Raw genomic sequence first — 23,273 nt, forward strand, 5'->3', positions numbered from 1 at the left:
TTCGGAAATTGAAACTGAGTTTATCGGAACTTGATGCTTAGTGTTGAATGTTACGTAATTATTTCAGTGGCTGTGTAGCGGTTTTATTTGAAATGACAAGGGGGATAAGGGAAACAAGGGAGAGAGAGGAGTTGTGTATGACTTGTCTACAACGAGTGAGAAATGCGATTAATTGAGGAAAAATTCTTGTGTCTTGATTGCATAAAAAAAATACCCGACTGATTTATCAAATTCGGGTATTTAGACAAATGTAATTAGATTGAAATAAGGCAAACTTAACTCATCAAAGATGCAGATGAGATAATAGATTGGGCATCTTCTGGTGTACCGTTTGCCAATTGATTACTAAAGGCATAACGTTGTTCTGGAATAGGATAACCGGCTTCACCAAAGGTTTCACGAATAACTTTATTGGTGTCAAAATAAACTTGCCAGTAATGTTCGTTATTGCAGTAAGGACGGACTGCTAGGACTGGCCCTGCTAAATTAAATGTAATAATTTCTACATCTGGTGCAGGATTATTGACTACGTTGGGAATTTGGCTGATTCTGGCTTTGAGACGAGCGATCGCATCATTATGATCGACATTGTGATGTAGTTGTGCCAGTAGATCAACTCGACGGTAGGGATTGGCTGAGAAATTTTGGATATTATCAGAAAAAATCTTGTTATTGGCGACAATTGTTAACACATTATCTGGCGTGGTGATATTGGTTGTGAACAGTCCAATTTCTGTAACTGTACCTGTGACACCTGCTGCTGTGATAAAGTCGCCAACTTTAAATGGACTAAACACAATCAAAAACGCACCAGCAGCAAAGTTAGCTAACAATCCACCCCACGCTGCACCAATCGCCACACCTGCGGCGGCTAACAATGCAGCAAACGAAGTGGTTTCAATACCGAAGAAGCCGAGAATGGCGACAACTAAAACAATTCTTAAAGTTACGCCGATGATATTAAGCAGGTAGTTAACTAGAGTTGGATCAACGTGTTGACTGCGGAAACCACGTCTGACTAACTTGAGTGCAAAATCAATCAGCTTTTGTGCCACAATCCACAGAGCGATCGCACCCAGGATTTTCAAGCCAAAAGTCGTTAACAGTGCAACTGCTACTTGGCCAATTTGATTCAAATTCATAAACTTTTTTATTTCTTGCTAGTTTTATCCAAAACATTACAAGAAACTGAGCAAAAAGTTTTCAGGAACAGTTTTTTTTTAATGTTTGGATAAATACCAAAAACTGTTACTCTATTGAAGTTAGTCAGAATTAGTTTATTATTCGCCCTCTTCCTGTGTTTTTCGATGCTCTTCAATTCTGCTAAAGATGTCATCGATTGTTGGATTTCCTAAAATTTGATCTCTATCTTTTGTGTAATCTCCACTACCTTTTTCAAATTGCTGCATAAATCTTGCCATTCCATCAGGGCCAAGAGCTTTTGTCAAGGCTTCTATTCCCAACCTTCTAATTTCAGCTTGAGTCAGTTTAGTCACGTCTAGCATTGATTACCTCCAATACCCACCGTAAAAATTAAAGCTTCCAGATGTGCATCTTGCTCGGTATGATATTTAATCTGCAAGCATTTACCTAATAGAAACTAGCTATGACTCAAAACTACCGCATTACCTTACTTCCCGGCGATGGCATTGGCCCTGAAATTATGGCAGTGGCGGTAGATGTGCTGAAAGTCGTAGGGAAAAAATTTGATATTGAGTTTGCCTTCCAAGAAGCTTTAATTGGTGGTGCAGCCATTGACGCGACAGGCGAACCTCTACCAGCCGCTACCTTAGATACTTGTCGCAATAGTGATTCTGTATTACTCGCCGCTATTGGTGGTTATAAGTGGGATACTTTACCATCTCACCAGCGCCCAGAAGCAGGTTTGTTAGGACTCCGCGCGGGTTTGGGTTTATTTGCCAATTTACGCCCCGCCCAAATTTTGCCGCAGTTAATTGACGCTTCGACTTTGAAACGGGAAGTTGTGGAAGGCGTAGATATTATGGTGGTGCGAGAACTCACTGGTGGAATTTACTTTGGTAAACCCAAGGGAATTTTTGAAACCGAAACAGGTGAGAAACGCGGTTTGAATACAATGGTTTACAGTGAGTCGGAAATTGAGCGCATCGGGAGAGTTGCCTTTGAAACTGCCAGAAAAAGACGCGGTAAACTCTGTTCTGTAGATAAAGCCAACGTATTAGAAGTATCGCAGTTATGGCGCGATCGCATCACCAAACTGTCCGCCGAATATCCCGATGTCGAACTGTCTCACCTTTATGTTGATAACGCAGCGATGCAATTAGTCCGCGCTCCGAAACAATTCGATACGATTGTCACAGGTAATTTGTTTGGCGATATTCTCTCTGATGCGGCGGCGATGTTAACTGGCAGTATTGGGATGCTACCCTCTGCAAGTTTAGGTGCTTCTGGCCCTGGTGTATATGAACCAGTCCACGGTTCTGCACCCGATATTGCAGGACAAGATAAGGCGAATCCTTTAGCGCAGGTTTTGAGTGCCGCAATGATGTTACGCTACGGGTTAAATCAGCCACAAGCAGCAGATAGCATCGAAAAAGCTGTGTTGCAAGTTTTAGCACAAGGCGATCGCACAGGCGATATCATGTCACCAGGCATGAATCTTTTGGGTTGTCAGGCAATGGGGAATTCACTCATTCAGGCACTAGAGAAATAATTCTTTTTGCATAAACTCGCCAAATTGGCAATCTTTACAGAAACTTTCGGGTACACTATAGACAAAATCTAGTAAGTAGTTAGCAGTAAATAGTGTACGCTTTACGACAAGAGACAGCTAATTTCAATGCCTCTAGAATCCAGCCACCTCTGATTGATCCCGCAGTCATCAGAGCGGCTGGCAAGATTTACTACACTTATTGTGAAGTACATCCTGAAATTGTGGGGCAGCCTTCCGGGGTAGCAATTAATCGTGTTACCCATCGAGGCAAAGTCATTTTTACTAACCAACCCGTTCTCTTACCGCAAGAATGTTTTGTACCTTTAAATCAAATTGAGTCACACATGTATTAGTTATGAGTCATTAGTCATTGGTCATTAGTCATTTGACAAAGTACAAATGACAAAGGACAAATAACAAATGACTATATGGACTTTTTAATGGCCGTTCCGGCGATTATTGTTGTTTTCGCCTTGGGTGCATCTATAGGTAGCTTCATTAACGTTGTCGTTTATCGAATACCTGCGGGGTTATCGATTCTTTGGCCGCCTTCCCGTTGCCCCCATTGCTTAAACCAGCTAAAAGCTTATGACAATGTACCCGTGCTGGGATGGTTGTGGTTACGCGGAAAATGCCGTTATTGCAAAAGTAAAATAGCTGTTCGTTATCCCGTAGTAGAAGCAATAACGGGAATAATTTTTGTCGTCATTTTTTTAGTATTTCAAGTTTCCATCGCTACGTTAGGATATTGGGCTTTTTGTAGTTGGCTGTTGGCATTAGCCTTAATTGACTTAGATACCATGACTCTCCCCAATGCCTTAACACAATCAGGTTTAGTGTTAGGCTTGGGATTTCAAATAATTAGCGGTATGAATTCCGAAATCAGCAGTGTCAGTATAGTTAGACACCTGATGATGGGGATAGTTGGTGCTGTTGTGGGTTTATGGCTATTTGATGGTATTGCCTTTGGTGGTTCAATAGTTCTTGGTAAAACGGCGATGGGTGCGGGAGATGCCAAACTTGCAGCTATGATGGGTGCTTGGCTGGGTTGGCGTTATTTGCTATTGGCTAGTTTAATTGCCTGCGCCGTGGGAGTATTGATAGGTGGATTAGTATTGGTGCGATCGCCTAAAAAAACCGGAGTAAAAATCCCCTTCGGCCCTTTTTTAGCACTAGGCGCAATCATCACTGTCTTTACCGGGCCTGCCATTTTATCGGCTTATTTGAAATTTGCCTTTCCGTCCTAGCTAAATAATATTAGGGTAAGGGTGAAGGGGTATAGGGGTGTACTTCGACTACGCTCAGTAACCAGGGTGTAGGTATTCAAAATCCTTACACCCTACACCCTTACACCCTTTCACCCAGTCTCCATAGAAAATCTTTGTACGTAAGTCCTGATTTACTCAAAACACCCAGATTAACCGATACAATCGTTTAAACAGACTCTACATTATATTTAAGCGATTTATATGGTAACTAAATCTGATGTTCAGGTGACAGTTTCCCTGACGGAATTGGGCTTGGATGATGAAGAATTGCAAGCCCAAGTACAAAATTTACTCCCCCAGTTGCGCGATGTGGATGGGGTAGAAGACGCAGATTTAGTTGCAGTTACAGAAGTACCACAAGGCTCTAAGGCGTTGGGTGGTTTTTCTTTGGGGACATTTAAAGCACTGGTGAACCCTGCTTTAATTAAGCCTGTGTTTGATTTTTTAGGGCGTTTGTCTAACAAAACCTTTGAAATTGAAGTAGAAGCTTACGGGGAAAAATTCAAGGCGAAAGCTAGTAGCAAAGAAGATTTGATTTTCATCCTCGAAAAAACCGAAACTTTATTGAACAACGCCAAAAATAGACAAGACAGCAATAATGGCTAAGGTAGCACTGTTAATTGGGATTAGCGAATATGAACCGGGACTAACACCACTACCCAATGCTGTGAATGATGTTGAGGCGATGCGGCGAGTTCTGGTAAACCCAGAAATGGGTGATTTTGCACCAGAGAATGTCACAGTGCTGCAAAATCCCCAACGGCAAGAGATGGAAGATGCTATTTATAACTTGTATGCCCATCGTGACAAGGATGACTTGCTGCTGTTTTACTTTTCTGGACATGGAGTAACAGTTGAAAGCGGTGATTTTTACTTCTCAACTTCCATCACCAGAAAAAATCAAAACAAATTAGTCCCTACCACAGCCGTAGCTGGAACAAGTGTACATAGCTGGATGAACCAAAGTAAATCTAAGCGACAGGTAGTAATTTTAGACTGCTGCTTTAGTGGTGCTTTTGCCAAAGGTTTGACAGCAAAAGACATTGATAGTATTGACCTAGAACAAAAATTAGGCGGTGAGGGTAGAGCAATTCTCACAGCTTCCTCTTCTACACAATATGCGTTTGCATCTGATGGTTTAGACTTGTCGATTTACACTCATTATCTGGTAAAAGGCATAGAAAAAGGTACAGCAGATTTAGATGGCGATGGTTTAATTGCAGTGGATGAATTGCACAAATATACGAAAAGCAAAGTGCAAGAAGCATCACCCGCAATGACCCCAGAATTTTATCCTGTTAAAGAAGGTTATAGAATTTTTCTGGCGAAGTCGCCTAAAGATGACCCTAAATTGAAGTATCGCAAGGAAGTAGAAGGCCGCATCTATCGCGGTAAGTTTTCTATTCCTGCTCGTCGGCTGTTAAACTCATTACGGCTTCAGTTGCAACTTGATGCTGATATTGCTGATGCAATTGAAGCGGAAGTTAAACAACCATATCTGGAATATCAGCGTAAATTAGAAGAGTATGAAACAACGCTGATTGAGACAATTGCAGATGATCCTAAATTGAGTGAAAGAACTCTTAACGACCTCAGAGATTATCAGCAACATTTAGGTTTGCGGGATGAAGATGTCGCACCGATAGAAAAACGCATTATTGGACAACAAAAACCGCCTGTGTTTGTGGAAGAACCACCTGAAACCCAACCAAATCAACCTAATCAATTTGAGTTTGAGATAGTAAAGGTGGATGCTAAAGGACAAATCATCAACCGCAGCCAGGGACGCGCCGAGTTTTTTACCGAAGACTTGGGTAATGGCGTAGTTTTAGAAATGGTGTCAATTCCTGGCGGTACATTCCTCATGGGTTCGCCAGAGAATGAGGAAGGACGGAGTGACGATGAAAGTCCTCAGCATAATGTCACTGTTCAACCCTTCTTTATGGGGAAATTTCCTGTCACCCAAGCTCAATGGCAAGTTGTCGCGGCGCTTGATAAGGTAAATATTGATCTAAATCCCGATCCATCCCATTTTAAAGGTGCTAACCGCCCTGTAGAACAAGTTTCTTGGAATGAGGCGGTCGAGTTTTGCGCTCGATTGTCGAAAAAGACTTGTAAGATATATCGCTTACCCAGTGAGGCGGAGTGGGAATATGCTTGTCGGGCGGGAACGACTACGCCGTTTTACTTTGGCGGAACCATTACGACTGAGTTAGCAAATTACGACGGGCGTTCTACTTATGGTTCTGCTCCCAAGGGTGAATATCGAGAACAAACAACCGATATCGGGAAATTTCCTGCTAACCCCTTTGGTTTATTCGATATGTATGGTAATGTATGGGAATGGTGTCAAGATGAGTGGCACGAAAAATATAATAATGCGCCGACTGATGGCAGTGCATGGCTGATTGATAATGATAATCAATATCGTCTGCTGCGTGGTGGTTCGTGGTGCAGCAATCCCAGGATTTGCCGTTCGGCGAATCGCCTCAGGAATGTGCGTGACCGCAGGTTCAACAACGTGGGTTTTCGGGTTGTTGTTGTGCGGGGCAGGGATTCTTAGCACTTTACTCTCTTACCCTTTTGCCCTTTACACTTTTTTCTTTACCCTTCTCCCGCGCGAAGCGCGATAAATTTTTTTAGATTTGTTGTATCTTGATGAGTGATTTACCCATAATACAGCAATCTCTCGTAGGTTGGGTGAAACGAAGTTGAACCCAACAAATGATATAAAAAAATCAAAAATTTCTCAACTACAAAAATTTAAATTCACATATAGCAACACCATCAAAAACCACATAACAATTAGCCCCCTCCTCGCCTGCGGGGAGGGGGTTGGGGGTGGGGTTCATCTCTGCAAACAAGCCGCAATATCCTCTAACACCCCCTCTATCCTCTCCATCACATCCTCATTTCTAAATCGCACAACCTGTAACCCTAAACTCTCCAAAAACTCTTGACGTATCGCATCTTCTACTTGGGTGTAATCGTGAATTTCGCCATCCACTTCTACCACTAACTGCGCTTCACTACAGTAAAAATCGACGATAAAACGGTCAATTGTTTGCTGGCGGCGAAACTTGAACCCCAACAGTTGCTTGTGTCTCAATTTCTCCCAAAGTCGCTTTTCTGCTGGAGTTGGTTCACACCGCATTTGTCGCGCCAAGATTTTAAGTTTTTCCCAAAGTTGAGGTGTGGTTTGCCAAACTTGACCCGGAACCCCACCCCCTAACCCCCTCCCCGCAGGCGAGGAGGGGGAATTAGAGTTTTTGAGAGGCTTTGGCTTGGAGTTTTGATATTGGGTCATTTGCGCTGTTGGCTTATGAATATTTCATCTATTATTCCCCGTGCGATCACATTCCCAAAATCAAGTTACCACAGTGGCAATCTCTTGTAGGTTGGGTGAAACGAAGTGGAACCCAACAAATGATATGAAAAATCAAAATTCTTCAACTACAGAAATTTAAATTTACATAGTAATTAGTTATAAAATCCATCAACATGGTTTGGGTTGAGGCACCAAATCCAACATGAGTTTATTAGATAAAGAGTTGGGTTCCGCTATCGCTCCACCCAACCTACAAATATTACTAGAAATTCCATCCTGTCATTGCATAGCCATTTTTTCAGTCTTTAATTTACGTAGCCTGTCAACAACTGGATTAGGGTTGCGGCTTTGTTCTTCCCTCATGCGATCGCCCCACTCTAGCCAATCTTTCAAATAAGCATCTACAGCTTGTTGATTGTGTAAGTAGTAGAGAATATAGTAGCATAAACCTGCTCTAAAGTAAGTGAAGTATAGGTTTTAGCAATCTCTTCGGGAGTTTTAGCACGGAAAAGGTAGTCAAATAAGATTGTTTCAATTCCTACTCTTGTACCCAGGAGTCTAATATCATCAGGCGCAAGAAAGTTAAAGTAGTCTTCAAGCTGCATAGTTCGCTAAAAATAAGATGTTGATATTATTGACTGATCGTAACATCGAACAAATTTCAGCGATTCTTGGCCATAAAAGCTGGGCGATCGCAAGTTGAATATTCTGCGCCGTGCAAGCGATCGCCTGATAAGATATATAATTAAGACTGCTTCCAAGCTTTTTGTGTCCTGTTTAAGACAAGCACTGACGATTATTAATGACTGTAACGGTCATTACCCCATTGCCGCTTCACCTTTTGATAATATTATCAACACTGTGACTTGTATTACCCTCTTAACGAAAGCGACCCGTTGGCAAGACTAAAGCCACAGATGCTAACTGCTCAGAAACTAGCAAAATTATTTACAAAATATGAAAACAGTAGATTGCCGCTAGGGTTGGGTAACAGCATCTTTTTTCGGGAGTTGGTGTTCCAATGGACTTGACTTGACTAATACATTTACAAATTCATATCCGCGAGAGACTTGTATTGGTATAAGCATTTTCGTTAAGCTGGCAACCAAAGATGCAAAATAAGGTCTGAATTGCTTATAAGCGTAATTTTGGCTACGTAGTCATTAAGCACTTGTTTTGACAAATGACTAATGACAAAGGACAAATGACTTTTCGACCCATACCCACTTGAATAAGATAAAAATGGCAAACAACGAAGAATCACGCGGTTTAAAGTCTCTGTTTGATTGGTTTGCAAATCGAAGAAAATCAGGCTCTACCAACCTGGAACGGCAAGAACGGGAAATTGCTGACGGGCTATGGCATAAATGTTCTCAGTGTGGTGTTTTAACCTATACAAAAGATTTGAGAGCTAATCAAATGGTCTGCGTCGAATGTGGACATCATAATCGGGTAGACAGCGATGAACGCATCCGCCAATTGATAGATAACAATACTTGGCAACCGATAAATGAGCATTTGCGCCCGACCGACCCCTTACAATTCCGCGATCGCAAACCTTATAGCGATCGCCTCCGGGAAATGGAAACCAAACTCGGTCTTGTAGATGCAGTCAAAACCGGTTTGGGACAAATCGACGGAATGCCTGTAGCCTTGGGCGTGATGGATTTCCGGTTTATGGGTGGCAGTATGGGTTCCGTGGTTGGGGAAAAAATCACCCGCTTAATTGAACAAGCCACCGGACGACGTTACCCTGTAGTTATTGTCTGCACCTCTGGCGGTGCGAGAATGCAGGAAGGTATGCTTTCCCTTATGCAGATGGCGAAAATCTCCGCAGCTTTAGACCGCCATCGTGAAGCTAGATTATTGTACATTCCCGTATTAACTAACCCGACCACAGGCGGCGTAACCGCTAGTTTTGCCATGTTAGGCGACATTATTTTGGCAGAACCCAAATCTACAATCGGTTTCGCTGGTCGGCGTGTGATTGAACAAACCCTCCGCGAAAAATTACCAGAAGATTTTCAATCTGCGGAAGATTTACTCAAGCATGGCTTTGTAGACGAGATTGTGCCTCGTACTCAGTTAAAGAAAACCTTAGCACAGCTAATTGCTTTACACCAACCAGTTACAACAGCCCCTTCGATGATGCTGTGGGAGTCGATGACGTTGAGTTCTACAGCAGTTGAGTAAAAGTAAAAAGGTAAAAGTAAAAAGGTAAAAAATAGATTGATTTTGCCTTTTAACTTTTGCCTTTTGCCTTCTTACTTTCCTGGTTCTTGCACAAAAAACAGTGGTACAAGTGCGGCTAGGCGCAACAAGCCAGAGAGGGCGAATAAGCCAAGTAAACCACCCCAAACGGCAAATTGGGCGATAAAACTGCCGATGGTTGTGCCTAAAGCACCACTAGCCCCAGCAACAGCCGCCGCGATCGCAAAATAAATTGACTGATTTTTCATGGGTGCGATCGCTAATTGCAAGTTGTTATTACACAAGTCAATGGCTGCCCAAGTTACACCAGCCAAAATATGTAAAAGTGGCAACCACAGCCAAATATCAAGTTGACTGGCATCAATTCCCAACCACAAAATTGGTGTCAGTCCTACCAAAATTCCTACAAAAATTAAGATGGGCAAATTTCCTACCCTGTCTGCTAATTTGCCCCACCAAATCATCATTAATAAATTTGCACCTGCTTGCAAACTGCCGTAAAGCGTCACCCAGCTAACATCTATATTCAAAGTATCTAACATATAAAGGTTAAAGAAAGGTGCGCTCAAATGAACAGCAAACATCCATAAACTGATATAAATCAGCAATATTAAAAAATTATAATTTTTCCAAATACTAACAGCAGGTAAAGGAACCAATTCATCTGTTGTGTTGTTTGTAGAGGTAGAAGCTAAAGAATTCTGTAATTGAGGATTGATATCTACCTTGAAATATTGACAGCCAATGCTGATAATGCCAAAAACAACCCCAATTAATAGTACTACTCCATAGCCTTGAATATTTCCACCATACCAATGGGAGACAATTAAACCAGCCAAAGGCATACAAATTAAATTAGTTAAGCTGATTGCACTGTTGCGAATCCCGAAATACCTACCGCGCAATCTGCGGGGAACAAGCATCGCTAACCAACTCATCCAAGATGCACAACCCAAACCGCCTAAAAGATGAGTGGCTAAAACAATCAACAGTGTCATCACAACTAAATGTTGAGAACTGATACCGCCCCAACTAAAAATAGCAATAGCGATCGCTAAAATTAACCACAATAATCGAGATGTTCCGTATATCCCCAGCGCATAGCGAAAACGGCTAGTAGTACGTTCTGATAAATAAGCACCCAAAGGCTGAATTAGATTCACCAGCATGGGTATAGAAGATAACAATCCAAACACCACCGGACTAGCATCTAGTTCCACAAGGAAATTGCTAAGTAAAATACCGCCTGTAGTGATTCCAAAAACCGTTGCTAAAACAGCATCCACCGTAGAGGCGCGTAAACTAGTCCGAATAGCATCCTTGGGAATACGGAAAATCGGTTTGGGAGTAGGAACCAGTGTGGTTGGCGGTGTGACAATCTGGGGTATTTCCAGAGTTTCCAGAGTCAGAGAAGCAGCAGTTTCAATCTGAACAGAATCCATAGTTATTGTTTGTAACGCACCTCAGCGAAGTGTCAGTGACATATTGAGGAATAGAAACTTCCTCATTAAGTTTGGTTATAATTTTCAGTTATTTTATCTTGCTTATTCTCAACAAAAATTCAAATTTATTAAACATCTGTCTTGAGCTACAGACGATATAAGTGAAGTGAAAACTACTGTCATCCATCTGTGAAAAGAATCAATTTGTGGAAATTTTTGGGTGTAGTTATAGCGATCGCGATCGCTTTTATTGGTTATCACAGGCTACCACTAGCAACAACCAACTTAGTCACCGTTAAACTGAGTGGCTGGGCTGGTTCCCAAGTTGAGCAAAAGCTATTAAGACAAGTCCTACAAGACTTTGAAGCCCAGCATCCCAACATCAAGGTTAAATACGAAGTAATCTCCGACCAATATATGGATGTTATCAAAACCCGTTTGATTGGAGACGCGGCTCCTGATGTATTTTATCTTGATGCACTGGAAGCACCTTTTTTGATGAGTCAAAATGTTTTGGAACCTTTAGATAATTATATTCAACCAGCATTTAATATAGAAGACTTTGAAGTTACCCTGTTAAATAGTTTTAAATATCAAAACCATATTTATGGGCTTCCTAAAGACTATTCTACATTAGCTCTTTTTTATAACACAAAATCTTTTACTGTAGTAGGTTTAAATACTCCTCCAACTACTTGGTCAGAACTGCGTTCTTATTCCCAAAAATTAACAAGCAAGCTCAACAAATATGGTTTTGGTGAATTGCCTGAGTTAGCTCGTCAAGCATATAAAATTAAAGCCTTTGATGGACAAGTTATTGATGAGAGCGGTTACGCTACTTTTGCCAGTGAACAGAGCTTACAAGGGTTACAATTAGTTATCGACCAGTATCAAAAAGATAAATCATCTGCCCAAAAATCTGATGTTGGAACAAACTCAGGTAGCGAAATGTTTGGACAGGGTAAAGTAGCGATGGTGATTGAAGGTAACTGGGCAATTCCTTATCTGCAAGAAACCTTTCCTCAACTAGAATTTGCCACAGCAGAATTACCCACCATTAACAATCAAAAAGGCACAATGGTATTTACTGTCGCTTATGTCATGAACAAGCAATCTCAGCATAAAGCGGCCGCTTGGGAGTTAATTTCTTACCTGACTGGTAAAGCGGGAATGCAAAAATGGACAGCAACAGGATTTGCGCTACCAACCAGAAAATCGGTAGCACAAAATTTAGGCTACGACAAAGATATTCTCAGAAAACCATTGGTTGCAGGGGTGAATTATGCAACACCTTGGCAAATTGGTAAATATCCCGCAGCAATTATGAATAATTTTGATAATCAGTTTGTCAGTGCTTTATTGGGACAACAATCATTACAGCAAGCAATGTTAAAGGCGCAAACCGCAGCTAATCAGCAAATTAAACTGATGGAATAGTCTTAGGACTTACGCAAGAACTCTCTAAAACTCTTACAACTTCGTGTCTATGCGTCCTTTGCGGTTCGTTTCTTCATACTTTTATGTAAGTTCTGAGTCTATAAGATACCCGACTTCTTCAAGAAGTCGATTATCTGCATAACATACTTTCCCATAATTTGATACTTAATCAATTTCCCATTCTAATCTCAAGGTTTCCAACTTAGGATTTTTGACACTCAATCGCTTACATTCTTCCAAAAATTCTTTCACCTGTTCTTGAGTCAAACTTAAACCCCCATCTTGAAGATTATGAATAAAAGTAATCACATCTGAAGTTGTCAAATATGAACTGATTTCTTCCAACAAAATAGCATTGTTGACTTCTCGACAAACTAACTCAATATCAGATGAAGTAAATCGGATGCTTTTTTCTGCTAACATCTCATAATTAACTGATTGCTCTACATTCAGTTGTGATAGATAATGCTTAAATATTTCGACTCGCTCTGCTTGATTTGGTGGAAAAATGGGAATTTTCCAATCCAATCTACCAGAACGTTTTAAAGCACTATCAATACCATTTAAATAATTAGTAGCAGCAATCACAATGACATCGCTATTTTTAACATTATTTAGTTCAATCAATAATTGATTGATAGTTGCTCTTTGGTCAGTATGGGAGTTTTCATCATTACGATTGAAACCAATACTATCTAATTCATCGATGAATAATACAGAAGGCGCTTTTTTCTTAGCTTGGACAAAAATATCACGAATGTTTTTCTGGCTTTGACCTATCCATACACTAATAATATCAGCCGGAGAAAATTTAAAGAAATAGCGACTAGATTCATTAGCAAAAGCATTGGCTAGTAATGTTTTCCCACAACCTGGTAATCCATAAAACAAAATTCCACCAATTGCTCCTTTATGCCCTTTAGATTGTAACTTGAGCAGTTTATTTAATTTCTCTTTTTCTTCATTTAGACCTTTGACTTGGCTAAAGTCAAGCTTGACTTGTTTGGTAACTGGGGTGATTTGTCTTGTGGCTTGTCTTTTAACTTTATATTCAAAAGTTGGATAATCAATGGTGTCAAACGCCACAGGGACTAATTGATGTTTTTCATAATCTGGTGTCATCACTATAGTTTTAAAGTTAGCACCATAGTATTCTGATAGTTTATACTCTAAAATCTCTTTGGTTTTTTTGAGTTGATAGTAATTGCGAGCAATTTCAAATCCAGGTACTACTAACCAAACACTTTCTAAATTGTTTGGCCATACCTGAGATTTCCGCAATATTCTCTTAATCATATCAAAAAAGAGATTATTGTCAGAAAATTCGTTATATTTGAGAGTTTCTATTTCTACAACAATTTTATTTTTAATATATACTTCTACTTTTTCAGTTTGATATTCTTGATATTCGTCTTCATCATCATCGCTATTATCTTCATCTTGAGAAGTTAATTCAATTTCACAGCCAATGTGCGATAATTCATATCCAAGACTTTCTAATGTTTTGATAGCAAAATATTTCAAATAGATGTATTCAGTGCTTTCCTGTTGCCACTTTAGATGATAAAGATGTTCAGGCTTCATCTTGAGTAACAACTGTGATTCAGTCTGAATTTGAGCTTTTTGCAGTTCTAAGAAATAATTAAGGAGAGATACATCATCTTCATCTGTTTGATAATAAGGCAGTTCTAATAATAACCGGAAATGAGCTAAAATCTCTTCTTTTTGTTCAATAGCAGTTTCATGAGAATATTTACATCTGAGGGTAAAAGTAAAGGGAATTTTACTCGCAACTGTATCGACTAAATGCCCTAAACTATCTTCTTTTTGTTGTGCTTGAATTTCTAATACTGATGGACAGTGAAATAAAATAAATGATTGTGTAGAGTTATATTTGTTTAACGATAAAGATATAGATTCAAACTGCTCATCAAATTTTTCCGAATCTAGTAATTCTAAGCCAGTGCCACCTAAGAGAACACTTGTCATGGTTGAACGATAAAAGTGAAATATATTAGCGCCTTTAATCGAGTTTTCTTTCTCGTTTTCACAATCATCATCGGAGTCAATAATACTAGTCGTAAACTGGCGCACTGAAGAACTGGCAACTTCAGATGAACCTTGATATTGAAACTTTCTAATCAGTTCATAATTGAAAATTTTGACAACAATATCAGAAAAGAAATCGACATCTTGAGGAATTAGAAAAATCCCCATTGGTTGATTAGAATCTAAACAAGCTTGAAAGCGTTCATATTCTTGCTCAGATCCAAAGTCAAATAAATAATAAAAGAAATCATGTTTGACTTGAATTGTTTCTTTCAGCTTTTGCGAAATTGCTGCTGAATTGAAGATTTCATCAGTAAGTTCTACACCTTTAAGGGCAATATCTATTTTGGTATCTAAAGGGATATATAAATCAAAACCTGGCTCGGCATATAATCCTAAATTCTCAAGAGTAGCATTAAAATCATCAATAAATGCTTGACTTCTGCGTTGATAGCCAAACTGTTCCATGATGGTTTTAACTCGTAAGCTTTTTTTGGTTTTACCCGTTCTTTGCAGTTCGTTTTTAATCGAGTTTAAGTAGGCTGTATATGACATTCTGTCTCCTGACAATCACCAAATATATTGTTCCCAAAATGGGATATACAGTAACTTTCGCCATCATTTCTGAACATATTTCATCAAACGCTACCATAAATAATCATGTACCAGCCATCGCTACAACAAGGTTGTACATAACTAAGCGGAGGTGAAATTGTGCGGCAAGTTAGCAGGCGACAGCAAAATGCTGGGTGGAATCTGACGGAAAATTTGGCTGGATATCTTTTCCTTGCACCTACGCTTTTGGTTTTGGGTACTTTTGTTGTGTTACCCATTCTCTACGCTGTCTTTCTGTCGTTACACAAAGTACAGCTTCTCGGCGGAATTGAATATGAGTTCATCGGCTTTCGCAATTTCAGTCGCTTAGTCGAAGATGAACGAGTCTGGATAGCGTTGAAAAATACCGCAGAATACGTGGCTATTGTCGTACCGTCGCAAACTATTTTGGCTTTAGTTCTGGCGGTAACTCTCAATTCTGGCATTCGGGGAAAAAAATTGGTGGCGCATCCTTTATTTTTTACCCACAGTGACTTCTTCGGCCGTGCTAACACTGATTTTTATGTGGATTTATAACACGGATGGGCTACTGAATGATGCTTTAGCTTTGTTGGGTTTACCTACTTATAACTGGTTGGGTGATCCAAATGTGGCACTCAAAGGCATCATGATTATGAATATTTGGTCAACAGCGCCGTTTTATATGGTGATTTATTTGGCGGCGTTGCAAGATATCCCACAAAAATTATACGAAGCAGCAGAACTAGATGGGGCAAATGGTTGGCAGCAGTTTATCTATATCACTATTCCTATACTCCAGCCTGTTACCTTTTTTGTTGTGGCTATCGGTATAATTGGGACTTTTCAGTTATTTGACCAATCATATATTTTCTCTGGTGGGACTGGCGGGCCGAATAACGCGACTCTGACTTTAGTGTTATTGATTTACCAAGCTGTATTTCGTAATTTACAGATGGGTTATGCTGCTGCGATCGCATTTTTACTAGCATTAGTCATCATCAGCATGACTATCATTCAGCGGCGTTTATTTGGATAGGAGGCAGAAGGCAGAAGGCAGGAGGCAGGAGGTTAAAAGATTAATATTTCCGCATTCATACTTTTAAAATTTCCTAATCTTTATATGTCTAAAGATTTTCGCTTTCCTTGGGTCAAAATACTGTTATACGGGGTGCTGACGCTTTATGCAGTTATTACTATAGTCCCCTTTTTGTGGGCATTGTCGGCATCATTTAAGCCGCTATCAGAAATAGTCAACGGTGGCAGTAACTTCATCCCGAAAAACTTTACTTTAGATAATTACAAGCAAATATTTTTACAAGAACCTTTATTTTGGCGTTGGTTGTTCAACAGTGTATTGATTGCTGTCAGCGTCACACTATTAAACCTAATATTTAACTCAATGGCTGGTTATGCCTTAGCTAGACTGCGCTTTGTTGGGAAAAACTTCTGGTTCTTCTTGATTTTGGCAGTGTTGGCAGTACCAGCACAAATTACCTTGATTCCCACTTTTTTGATATTAAAGGCGATTGGTTGGTTAAATTCTTATCAAGGCATGATTGTACCGGGAATGGTTAACGCCACTTTTATCTTTATGATGCGGCAATTTTTTGTTAACTTTCCCAGGGAACTAGAAGAAGCCGCGCAATTAGATGGCTTAAATACCTGGGGAATTTTTAGATATATTGTCTTACCTTTAGCTAAACCAGCACTAGCAGCCCAAGCCGTTTTTGTCTTTATGGGTAGTTGGAATAATTTCTTGCTACCTGTAGTTATCTTATTTGACCCCGAAATGTTTACCTTACCTTTAGGCTTAAACACATTTAAAGGTTTATACATTAGCTACTGGAACTACATCATGGCAGCTTCGATGGTCTTTACCCTGCCAGCGTTAGGTATATATGCTTTCTTCAACCGTTATTTTATTCAAAGCGCCACCTTTACAGGCGGGAAAGGATAATCTGAGTCAATAGCCATTACTGCTTCCCCCTTGTCTACCGTGTCTCCCTTCTCTCCCCTATCTCCCAAACATCCTCACCCCTCATCCAAATTTTGGGCAACAAATTGCACTCCTAACGTGATATTGGTATTACAGCGACTCAATCTCTATTTGTCAGTTAACAAACATTATGGGTTTTGCAGGTCTACCGATCGCAGAGATAGCAACAGACTACAGTATGACTGTGACGAAAGTGTGGTCTCTAGATAACCAATTGAGAACTGCCTACAAATGCCAAAAGGCTCATTGGGCGTTAGAAAATGCAAAAGCAATTATGGCGCAAACACCGTCTGAAATTCACCATCAAGGTACTAGCGACTCGGTGAGTGATACCAGAGTCACCTTGTGGGCGATTTCAGGCTGGAGCGAATTTTTAACAACATAGAACAACAGTTAGCGACACAGAGATTGAGTATCGCATTATTTAGCTGTGTTGAGCGTCAAAATTTTTAAGGGGAAACATGTTTAGAAGATTAATTGGCGTTGTTGTGGTTACTGTTTTACTGACATTTCAGTTGATGGTCGGTGCTGCTTCAGCTGTGGAACTAGACGCAGCTACCAGAACAGTCACATTAAATGACAAAGGTGATACTGTTGTTCTCAGCCTCAAACAAGTTAAAGAAGGCAAACGTTTATTTCAATACGCTTGCGCTCAATGTCACGTTGGTGGTGTTACCAAAACCAACCAAAACGTAGGACTGGAACCAGAAGCATTAGCATTGGCGACACCAAACCGCAACAACATTGAAGGTTTGGTAGATTACATGAAAAATCCCACCACTTATGACGGGGAAGAGGAAATCTCTGAATTACACCCCAGCCTTAAGAGTGCAGATATTTTCACAGAAATGCGAAATCTGACCGAAGATGATTTGGTAGCTATAGCTGGTCACATCCTCCTACAACCTAAAGTCGTAGGTACCAAGTGGGGCGGTGGCAAAATCTATTACTAAACCTCAGTCATAATTGCTGAGTCTTGGGGAATTAGATACTGGGAAGAAACAAGTATGTAGACGCACAGCGTCTTGCCAAAGGCTAGGATAAAATATGAAGTATAAAATTTTACTTCAATTTTTCAGTCTTAATTCTGCAATCTTGATACTTCACAGTGACTAATTCCCAATCTCTATGATTTTTTAAGAATTAAAACCGATTTTTGAGATTTTATCTACTTGACAGAACATCCTTTTAGTGGATAAAAACTCAGAGTTGTTTCTGATTGCCAGGTTGCTGAATATTAATTTATGACCCAATAAATAAAATAAATTGGATCTACGACATATTGTCAAACTTTGGCGTTGATTTTATTTAAAATGAGATAGGGACAATAAAACCATTTGTTAGGAGAAAGTCATGAAATTAATTGCGGCAAGCCTGCGACGCTTGAGCCTAGCTGTATTGACAATGATTTTAGTTGTAAGCAGCTTTGCTATTTTTGCACCTTCAGCATCTGCTGAAACCTACCAAATCAAGTTGGGTAGCGATAAAGGAATGCTGGCATTTGAACCCAGCAAGGTAACAGTGAAGCCCGGCGATACAATTGAGTGGGTAAATAACAAAGTTCCTCCCCATAACGTTGTCTTTGATGCGGCTCTCAACCCTGCTAAGAGTGCAGACTTAGCTAAATCTCTGTCTCACAAAAGCTTGTTAATGAGTCCTGGTCAAACACAAACAACCACCATCCCTGCTGATGCACCTACAGGTGATTACACCTTTTATTGTGAACCCCATCGTGGTGCTGGTATGGTTGGTCACATCATTGTTCAATAGTAGAAATAGCACTTGTGAAACTAGATAATTCTCTAGGCTCTTCAGGAAAATTCACAAACTAAAAAATGCCAGAGTCTGGCATATACAACAAATCAATTAATAGCGGTGACGAGTCTTATTTCCGCCTAAAATGCTCAACAGCGCACAGCGATGTGAGAGACGAACTCGTCACCGCTAATTTTATTTAAATGTAAAACTGATAAAATGTAGCAGTCAAAGTGTAGATGAGAACTCTATTTAGGCGCTAGAGTCTGGAGAATAACTTGAGAAGATTGTTGTTAATTTTATTTCTAGCGATCGCGCTCTTCCAATTAACATTTACTTATCCAGCACTAGCCGCCGAAACATCCAACGGTGCAAAAATCTTTAGCGCCAATTGCGCTTCTTGTCACATAGGTGGCGGTAACATTCTCGTTGCCGAAAAAACCTTAAACAAAGAAGCATTATCAAAATACTTGGCAGACTATAACACCGACTCCCTTCAAGCAATTATTCATCAAGTCCAAAATGGCAAAAATGCCATGCCCCCCTTCAAAAACAAATTAACCCCTGAAGAAATTTTGGATGTCGCCGCTTACGTTTTTCAAAAAGCCGAACAAGGATGGTAGATGTGGAACAGAGGCTAGTAAAAGAAGGCAAAAGTAGAAAGGCAAAAGTAAAAACAAAGAGTGTTTGTACCACAAGATGTTTACGCATTTCAGATGGTATGTTGATTTCTGCCAATCTATAAGCTAGAACCTAGAAATTAAAATCTTTGCCTTTTACCTTTTACCTTTTGCCTTTTTACCTACACATTAGCCTGTTGACGCTGATAAAGAGACCAATACAAACCCTTCTGCTGTAAAAGTTGAGTGTGAGTACCCCGTTCCGCAATTACGCCTTTCTCCATCACCACAATTAAATCAGCCCGTTTGAGCGGAGCAAAGCGGTGAGCAATCAAAAACACTGTGCGATTTGCCGAAACTTTTTGGAGGTTTTGGAGTACCTGTTGTTCAGTTTCGCTATCTAAAGCACTTGTTGCCTCATCCAAAATTAAAATCGGAGCGTCGGATAAAAACAAGCGTGCTAAAGCAATACGTTGGCGCTGTCCACCAGACAAAGCTGTACCTCGTTCTCCCACATTCGTTTCATAACCGAATGGCAATTGACTGATAAAATCATGGGCGACAGCTAATCTCGCGGCTTCTACTACCTGTTCCGCCGTAATATTGGGATTGCCCAAGGTAATATTTTCTAAAATTGAACCATTAAACAAAAAGTCTTCTTGCAAAACTACGCCAATTTGTTGCCGCAGTGATGCTAAATCAGCACTCTTAATATCAAAGCCATCAATTAAAATGCGTCCTGACTCAATTTGATATAAGCGTTGCAACAACTTTGACAGCGTACTTTTACCCGAACCACTACGTCCGACTATGCCAATAAACTGTCCCGGCTGGACATCAAAAGTAATGCCGCGTAAAACTGGTTCAGTATGGGCTTGGTAACGGAAAAATACCTGTTCAAAATTGACTTGCCCTTTTAATGCTGGTAAAACTAATCCTGTGCCTGGTTCTGCTTCTGGGGCAGTGTTGAGAATATCACCAATTCTATCGACTGAAAGTAATACTTGTTGGAGATTTTGCCACAGTTGTACCAAACGTAATAGTGGTTGCGTTACCCGACCAGATAACATTTGAAAAGCTACCAACTGACCAATAGTGAGTTTTTGGTCAATTACCAACTTTGCGCCCACCCAGAGAATCAGTAAAGTAGAAAAATTCGTGAGGAAGTCACCAATATTACTACTGATATTAGATGTTGTTGAAGCTTTAAACCCAGTGCGGATAAATCGGGCAAATAACCCTTCCCAACGTTCCCGCGCCACTGGTTCAGCCGCATGGGCTTTCACAGAATGAATGCCTGTAATTGTCTCTACCAAAAACGATTGACTGTCTGCACTACGGTTAAAGGTTTCGTTCAGCCAGTTGCGTAAAATTGGTGTGGCAAAAATGGTTAAAGTGGCAAACAATGGCAACACTGCCAAAGCGACAAAAGTTAAAGGGATGTTGTAGTAAAACATCAATGCCAAATAAACAACGGCAAAGATGCTGTCAAGAATTACTGTTAAAGCTGTACCCGTGAGAAATTGCCGGATTTGTTCGAGTTCTTGAACACGGGCAACTGTATCACCCACCCGCCGAGATTCAAAATAAGCTAAAGGCAAGCGCATCAGATGGCGAAATAGCTGTGCCGACAAGCTTAAATCCAAGCGCCTAGCTGTATGGGTAAAGATGAAGAGACGTAAAGTACCCAGCACTGCCTCAAAGCAAGCAATTAACAATAAAGCTATAGCCATTACATCCAGGGTGGGCAAGCTTTCTTGCACCATTACCTTATCGATGATGACTTGAGTAATTAGGGGTGTACCTAACCCAAACAGTTGTAATGTTAAGGATGCCAGTAAAACTTCCCCTAATAATCCCTTGTATTTCCAGACAGCCGGAATAAACCAACTGAGGTTGAACTTTTCATGTTTATTAATTAGTTCTACTTGCCAGAGTTGCCCATCCCAAACAGCTTCGACCATTGATTGGGGCAGAGTTTCACAGATTTGCCCTGGATTGAGGGGATTCGCCACAATTAGGCGGGAACCTTTGATGGCATAAACCACTACCCAACTGGGTTGGGGTTGATTTTCGCTTTGCCATAAAATCAAAGCCGGAAAGGAAAGTTTGGGTAGTTCTTCCCAACTGACTTGGAGTCGCCGCAATACTAGTCCAAGTTTTTCGCCAGCTTCAACGATGTGTTTGGTGCTTTGTCCGCGTAGTTGGCGCTGTACCCATTCCAGTTGCACGGGGTTGTCTAGGTGTTGCGCCACCATTGTCAGACAAGCGGCTGCGGTATTACTGTGGCCAATAAAGGGGTAATTGGAATTATCTGGAGTGCGGTTGAGTAATTCTTGGAGAGTTGGTGGCTGAGTTTCGGGACTAACAGTTGTGGCTGGTAGGGGCAGTTGTGGTTCGAGACTGGGCTGGGGTTGAGAATTGCTGGGTGCAGTTTCGGTTAGGGAACCAGAGAAGAATTGTTCAATTTCGGGAGTGCTAAATTCTGTCCACAGGGAACTGTCCCAACAAGCTACGATGACTTCTTTACTAGCGGCTACAGCTTTACAGTCTATGGCAATTTTGTAGAGGTCGCCGAACCAATCTCCGGTTTGTAAAGCAGCGATCGCTTTGCTATCTTGTTCTTGTCTGAGCCTGACTTTGCCTGAGACTATGTAGTATTGGTAGCCACGTTTTTGTGTTGACCAGATTTTCTCTCCCAATTGGTAACGATGAATAACTAATTGATGACGCAATCTGGCTTGTTGTTCGCTACTTAGCCAACATAAAGGCCCTTGCTGCCAAGGTATTTCTGCTATAGCGTTGATTTCTAAAGATTCATGATCCAGATTTGTTAACCCATCTGTAATTTCACTGTTAGCTTTTGAATTTTCTCTGCTAGCCATTTTTCAAATAACTCATTTTGTAATGCTTGTTGGAGTTGAGTATCTTCTAAAGACGCTGGCAGAAATTGTTCGACTCGAAACAAACCATAACGTCCTTCTAGTTCTATCGGCCCCACCAATTGTCCAGAACTAGCAACATCAATCGCTGCCCGCAATTTATCTGGCATGGTGCCACGGCTGATTGCTCCCATCATGCCGTTCATTATGCGATCGTCTGTTAGGGAATATTCTCTGGCTAATTGTTCAAAGCTGGCTCCTTCTTCGATTTGGGTTCTGAGTTCTTCGCAAAGTTCTTGGCTATCAACAATAATGCGAGAAATGACGACACGATCTAAATAAATTTTTCTTTCAATAAAATATTCAGGAATGTGAGGTTGTGTAACTAATGTTTTGAGTTTTTCTAATTTAAAACCTAATGTAATTGATCTATGAAATGTTTCATAATCTGTACCATTTGTTTGTAACCATTCTTGAAAAGTTTGGGGTTGGGTGAGTTGATTTTTTAAACGAAAGTCAATAACTGCTTGTTCGGTTAAAGCTGGATTGATATCTAAATCATCTCTAGTTTGGATTTCTTGCTCAATCACGTACTGCCGGAGAATATCGCCAATAAACTGGGATAATTTGCCGGAAGCTTGGAGATATTTTACTGCCTGTGTGATTGGGAGTGGATGATCATTTATTGACAGAAATGATAAAGATTCCATGAAATAACTCAAGAAAAACAGCTAAAAGTTCATAATTCAGAGAGATTGGAAAAAAGATTCAGACGGATAGAGTGGCTGAAAGTCAGACTTAGACTGCAATTCCCAATTCAAAATCTCAAATCCAATGATGGTATTGAAAAAGGCAGGAGTTAGGAGGCAAGAGGCCGATTAAAGTAGGATTCAACCCGCTTCTCATCTTGCGCGTAACATCCCATAGGGGAGACCGCCAAATTCTCAGATTGTGGCGGGGAACTTAAACTCAAATGGGCGTTGCACAAAGACTTTACCTTTGATTAAAAGTCTTCCC

At 40.5% G+C, this 23,273-nt stretch carries 19 protein-coding genes and 2 pseudogenes; 13 read left to right on the forward strand and 8 right to left on the reverse strand.

Annotation, left to right across the window (positions count from 1 at the left end; genetic code table 11):
- Positions 1–275: 275 nt before the first annotated feature.
- Both ACX27_RS30125 and ACX27_RS30130 read right to left on the reverse strand, forming a co-directional pair.
- A complete protein-coding gene (locus ACX27_RS30125; protein ID WP_062297941.1) occupies positions 276–1,142 on the reverse strand; it encodes a mechanosensitive ion channel family protein in 867 nt (288 codons plus the stop codon).
- Positions 1,143–1,280: 138 nt separating this feature from the next.
- Complete coding sequence (locus tag ACX27_RS30130) at positions 1,281–1,505, reverse strand: hypothetical protein (RefSeq protein WP_062297943.1); 225 nt, start codon at positions 1,503–1,505, stop codon at positions 1,281–1,283.
- A gap of 101 nt (positions 1,506–1,606) precedes the next feature.
- Between ACX27_RS30130 and leuB the strand changes: the two genes are divergently transcribed.
- From leuB to ACX27_RS30155, 5 genes are all read left to right on the forward strand, one after another.
- Positions 1,607–2,692: a 3-isopropylmalate dehydrogenase gene (gene leuB / locus ACX27_RS30135; protein ID WP_062297944.1), complete on the forward strand. Its 1,086-nt coding sequence runs from the start codon at positions 1,607–1,609 to the stop codon at positions 2,690–2,692.
- 92 nt (positions 2,693–2,784) lie between these two features.
- Complete coding sequence (locus ACX27_RS30140) at positions 2,785–3,045, forward strand: hypothetical protein (RefSeq protein ID WP_062297946.1); 261 nt, start codon at positions 2,785–2,787, stop codon at positions 3,043–3,045.
- Positions 3,046–3,120: 75 nt separating this feature from the next.
- Positions 3,121–3,939, forward strand: a complete 819-nt coding sequence (locus ACX27_RS30145) for a prepilin peptidase (protein WP_062297948.1) — start codon at positions 3,121–3,123, stop codon at positions 3,937–3,939.
- Positions 3,940–4,161: 222 nt separating this feature from the next.
- Complete coding sequence (locus ACX27_RS30150) at positions 4,162–4,566, forward strand: hypothetical protein (protein WP_015116058.1); 405 nt, start codon at positions 4,162–4,164, stop codon at positions 4,564–4,566.
- Positions 4,559–6,523, forward strand: a complete 1,965-nt coding sequence (locus ACX27_RS30155; RefSeq protein WP_062297949.1) for a caspase, EACC1-associated type — start codon at positions 4,559–4,561, stop codon at positions 6,521–6,523. The genes ACX27_RS30150 and ACX27_RS30155 overlap by 8 nt, the downstream gene beginning before the upstream one ends.
- Positions 6,524–6,808: 285 nt before the next feature.
- Here ACX27_RS30155 and ACX27_RS30160 read toward each other — a convergent pair whose 3' ends face one another.
- A complete protein-coding gene (locus ACX27_RS30160) occupies positions 6,809–7,267 on the reverse strand; it encodes an endonuclease domain-containing protein (RefSeq protein WP_083468878.1) in 459 nt (152 codons plus the stop codon).
- Between the two features lie 300 nt (positions 7,268–7,567).
- Positions 7,568–7,893 (reverse strand): annotated as a pseudogene (locus tag ACX27_RS30165) (DUF433 domain-containing protein).
- 637 nt (positions 7,894–8,530) lie between these two features.
- On the opposite strand from ACX27_RS30165, the gene accD reads away from it, so the two are divergent.
- Positions 8,531–9,481, forward strand: a complete 951-nt coding sequence (accD, locus tag ACX27_RS30170) for an acetyl-CoA carboxylase, carboxyltransferase subunit beta (protein ID WP_062297951.1) — start codon at positions 8,531–8,533, stop codon at positions 9,479–9,481.
- A 71-nt stretch (positions 9,482–9,552) separates the two neighbouring features.
- On the opposite strand, the gene ACX27_RS30175 is transcribed toward accD, so the two are convergent.
- Positions 9,553–10,941: an MFS transporter gene (locus ACX27_RS30175; protein WP_062297953.1), complete on the reverse strand. Its 1,389-nt coding sequence runs from the start codon at positions 10,939–10,941 to the stop codon at positions 9,553–9,555.
- Between the two features lie 189 nt (positions 10,942–11,130).
- Here ACX27_RS30175 and ACX27_RS30180 point away from each other — a divergent pair, with 189 nt between their 5' ends.
- Entirely contained in the window at positions 11,131–12,378 is a 1,248-nt protein-coding gene (locus ACX27_RS30180) for an ABC transporter substrate-binding protein (RefSeq protein WP_062297955.1), read from the forward strand.
- A gap of 165 nt (positions 12,379–12,543) precedes the next feature.
- Here the strand turns inward: ACX27_RS30180 and ACX27_RS30185 are convergent, their stop codons facing one another.
- Positions 12,544–14,982, reverse strand: a complete 2,439-nt coding sequence (locus ACX27_RS30185; protein ID WP_062297956.1) for an ATP-binding protein — start codon at positions 14,980–14,982, stop codon at positions 12,544–12,546.
- 159 nt (positions 14,983–15,141) lie between these two features.
- On the opposite strand from ACX27_RS30185, the pseudogene ACX27_RS30190 reads away from it, so the two are divergent.
- The 6 genes and pseudogenes from ACX27_RS30190 to petJ all read left to right on the forward strand — a co-directional run bounded on the left by ACX27_RS30190 (position 15,142) and on the right by petJ (position 19,377).
- Positions 15,142–16,039, forward strand: a pseudogene (locus tag ACX27_RS30190) (carbohydrate ABC transporter permease).
- An 84-nt stretch (positions 16,040–16,123) separates the two neighbouring features.
- Positions 16,124–16,960, forward strand: a complete 837-nt coding sequence (locus ACX27_RS30195) for a carbohydrate ABC transporter permease (protein WP_062297958.1) — start codon at positions 16,124–16,126, stop codon at positions 16,958–16,960.
- Between the two features lie 169 nt (positions 16,961–17,129).
- Entirely contained in the window at positions 17,130–17,384 is a 255-nt protein-coding gene (locus ACX27_RS30200) for a hypothetical protein (protein WP_062297960.1), read from the forward strand.
- 76 nt (positions 17,385–17,460) lie between these two features.
- Positions 17,461–17,952 carry a photosystem II cytochrome c-550 gene (psbV, locus tag ACX27_RS30205; protein WP_062297962.1) on the forward strand — a complete coding sequence of 164 codons (492 nt, stop codon included), beginning with the start codon at positions 17,461–17,463 and terminating at the stop codon, positions 17,950–17,952.
- Between the two features lie 400 nt (positions 17,953–18,352).
- Positions 18,353–18,769: a plastocyanin gene (gene petE / locus ACX27_RS30210; protein WP_062297963.1), complete on the forward strand. Its 417-nt coding sequence runs from the start codon at positions 18,353–18,355 to the stop codon at positions 18,767–18,769.
- Between the two features lie 263 nt (positions 18,770–19,032).
- The gene (petJ, locus tag ACX27_RS30215) at positions 19,033–19,377 is read left to right on the forward strand and encodes a cytochrome c6 PetJ (RefSeq protein WP_062297964.1); all 345 of its coding nucleotides are present in this window, start codon (positions 19,033–19,035) and stop codon (positions 19,375–19,377) included.
- Positions 19,378–19,556: 179 nt separating this feature from the next.
- Here the strand turns inward: petJ and ACX27_RS30220 are convergent, their stop codons facing one another.
- On the reverse strand, positions 19,557–22,259 hold the full coding sequence (locus ACX27_RS30220; protein ID WP_062297966.1) for a peptidase domain-containing ABC transporter: 2,703 nt from the start codon (positions 22,257–22,259) through the stop codon (positions 19,557–19,559).
- The gene (locus tag ACX27_RS30225) at positions 22,208–22,966 is read right to left on the reverse strand and encodes a peptidylprolyl isomerase (RefSeq protein WP_062297968.1); all 759 of its coding nucleotides are present in this window, start codon (positions 22,964–22,966) and stop codon (positions 22,208–22,210) included. The genes ACX27_RS30220 and ACX27_RS30225 overlap by 52 nt, the downstream gene beginning before the upstream one ends.
- Positions 22,967–23,273 lie beyond the last annotated feature (307 nt).

Source organism: Nostoc piscinale CENA21 (assembly GCF_001298445.1).
Classification (GTDB): Bacteria; Cyanobacteriota; Cyanobacteriia; order Cyanobacteriales; family Nostocaceae; genus Nostoc_B; species Nostoc_B piscinale_A.

Coding starts and splice junctions, on each gene's coding strand:
- ACX27_RS30125 (WP_062297941.1), bottom strand. CDS start 1,142: ATGAATTTGAATCAAATTGGCCAAGTAGCAGTTGCACTGTTAACGACT.
- ACX27_RS30130 (WP_062297943.1), bottom strand. CDS start 1,505: ATGCTAGACGTGACTAAACTGACTCAAGCTGAAATTAGAAGGTTGGGA.
- leuB (WP_062297944.1), top strand. CDS start 1,607: ATGACTCAAAACTACCGCATTACCTTACTTCCCGGCGATGGCATTGGC.
- ACX27_RS30145 (WP_062297948.1), top strand. CDS start 3,121: ATGGACTTTTTAATGGCCGTTCCGGCGATTATTGTTGTTTTCGCCTTG.
- ACX27_RS30150 (WP_015116058.1), top strand. CDS start 4,162: ATGGTAACTAAATCTGATGTTCAGGTGACAGTTTCCCTGACGGAATTG.
- ACX27_RS30155 (WP_062297949.1), top strand. CDS start 4,559: ATGGCTAAGGTAGCACTGTTAATTGGGATTAGCGAATATGAACCGGGA.
- ACX27_RS30160 (WP_083468878.1), bottom strand. CDS start 7,267: ATGACCCAATATCAAAACTCCAAGCCAAAGCCTCTCAAAAACTCTAAT.
- accD (WP_062297951.1), top strand. CDS start 8,531: ATGGCAAACAACGAAGAATCACGCGGTTTAAAGTCTCTGTTTGATTGG.
- ACX27_RS30175 (WP_062297953.1), bottom strand. CDS start 10,941: ATGGATTCTGTTCAGATTGAAACTGCTGCTTCTCTGACTCTGGAAACT.
- ACX27_RS30185 (WP_062297956.1), bottom strand. CDS start 14,982: ATGTCATATACAGCCTACTTAAACTCGATTAAAAACGAACTGCAAAGA.
- ACX27_RS30195 (WP_062297958.1), top strand. CDS start 16,124: ATGTCTAAAGATTTTCGCTTTCCTTGGGTCAAAATACTGTTATACGGG.
- ACX27_RS30200 (WP_062297960.1), top strand. CDS start 17,130: ATGGGTTTTGCAGGTCTACCGATCGCAGAGATAGCAACAGACTACAGT.
- psbV (WP_062297962.1), top strand. CDS start 17,461: ATGTTTAGAAGATTAATTGGCGTTGTTGTGGTTACTGTTTTACTGACA.
- petE (WP_062297963.1), top strand. CDS start 18,353: ATGAAATTAATTGCGGCAAGCCTGCGACGCTTGAGCCTAGCTGTATTG.
- ACX27_RS30220 (WP_062297966.1), bottom strand. CDS start 22,259: ATGGCTAGCAGAGAAAATTCAAAAGCTAACAGTGAAATTACAGATGGG.
- ACX27_RS30225 (WP_062297968.1), bottom strand. CDS start 22,966: ATGGAATCTTTATCATTTCTGTCAATAAATGATCATCCACTCCCAATC.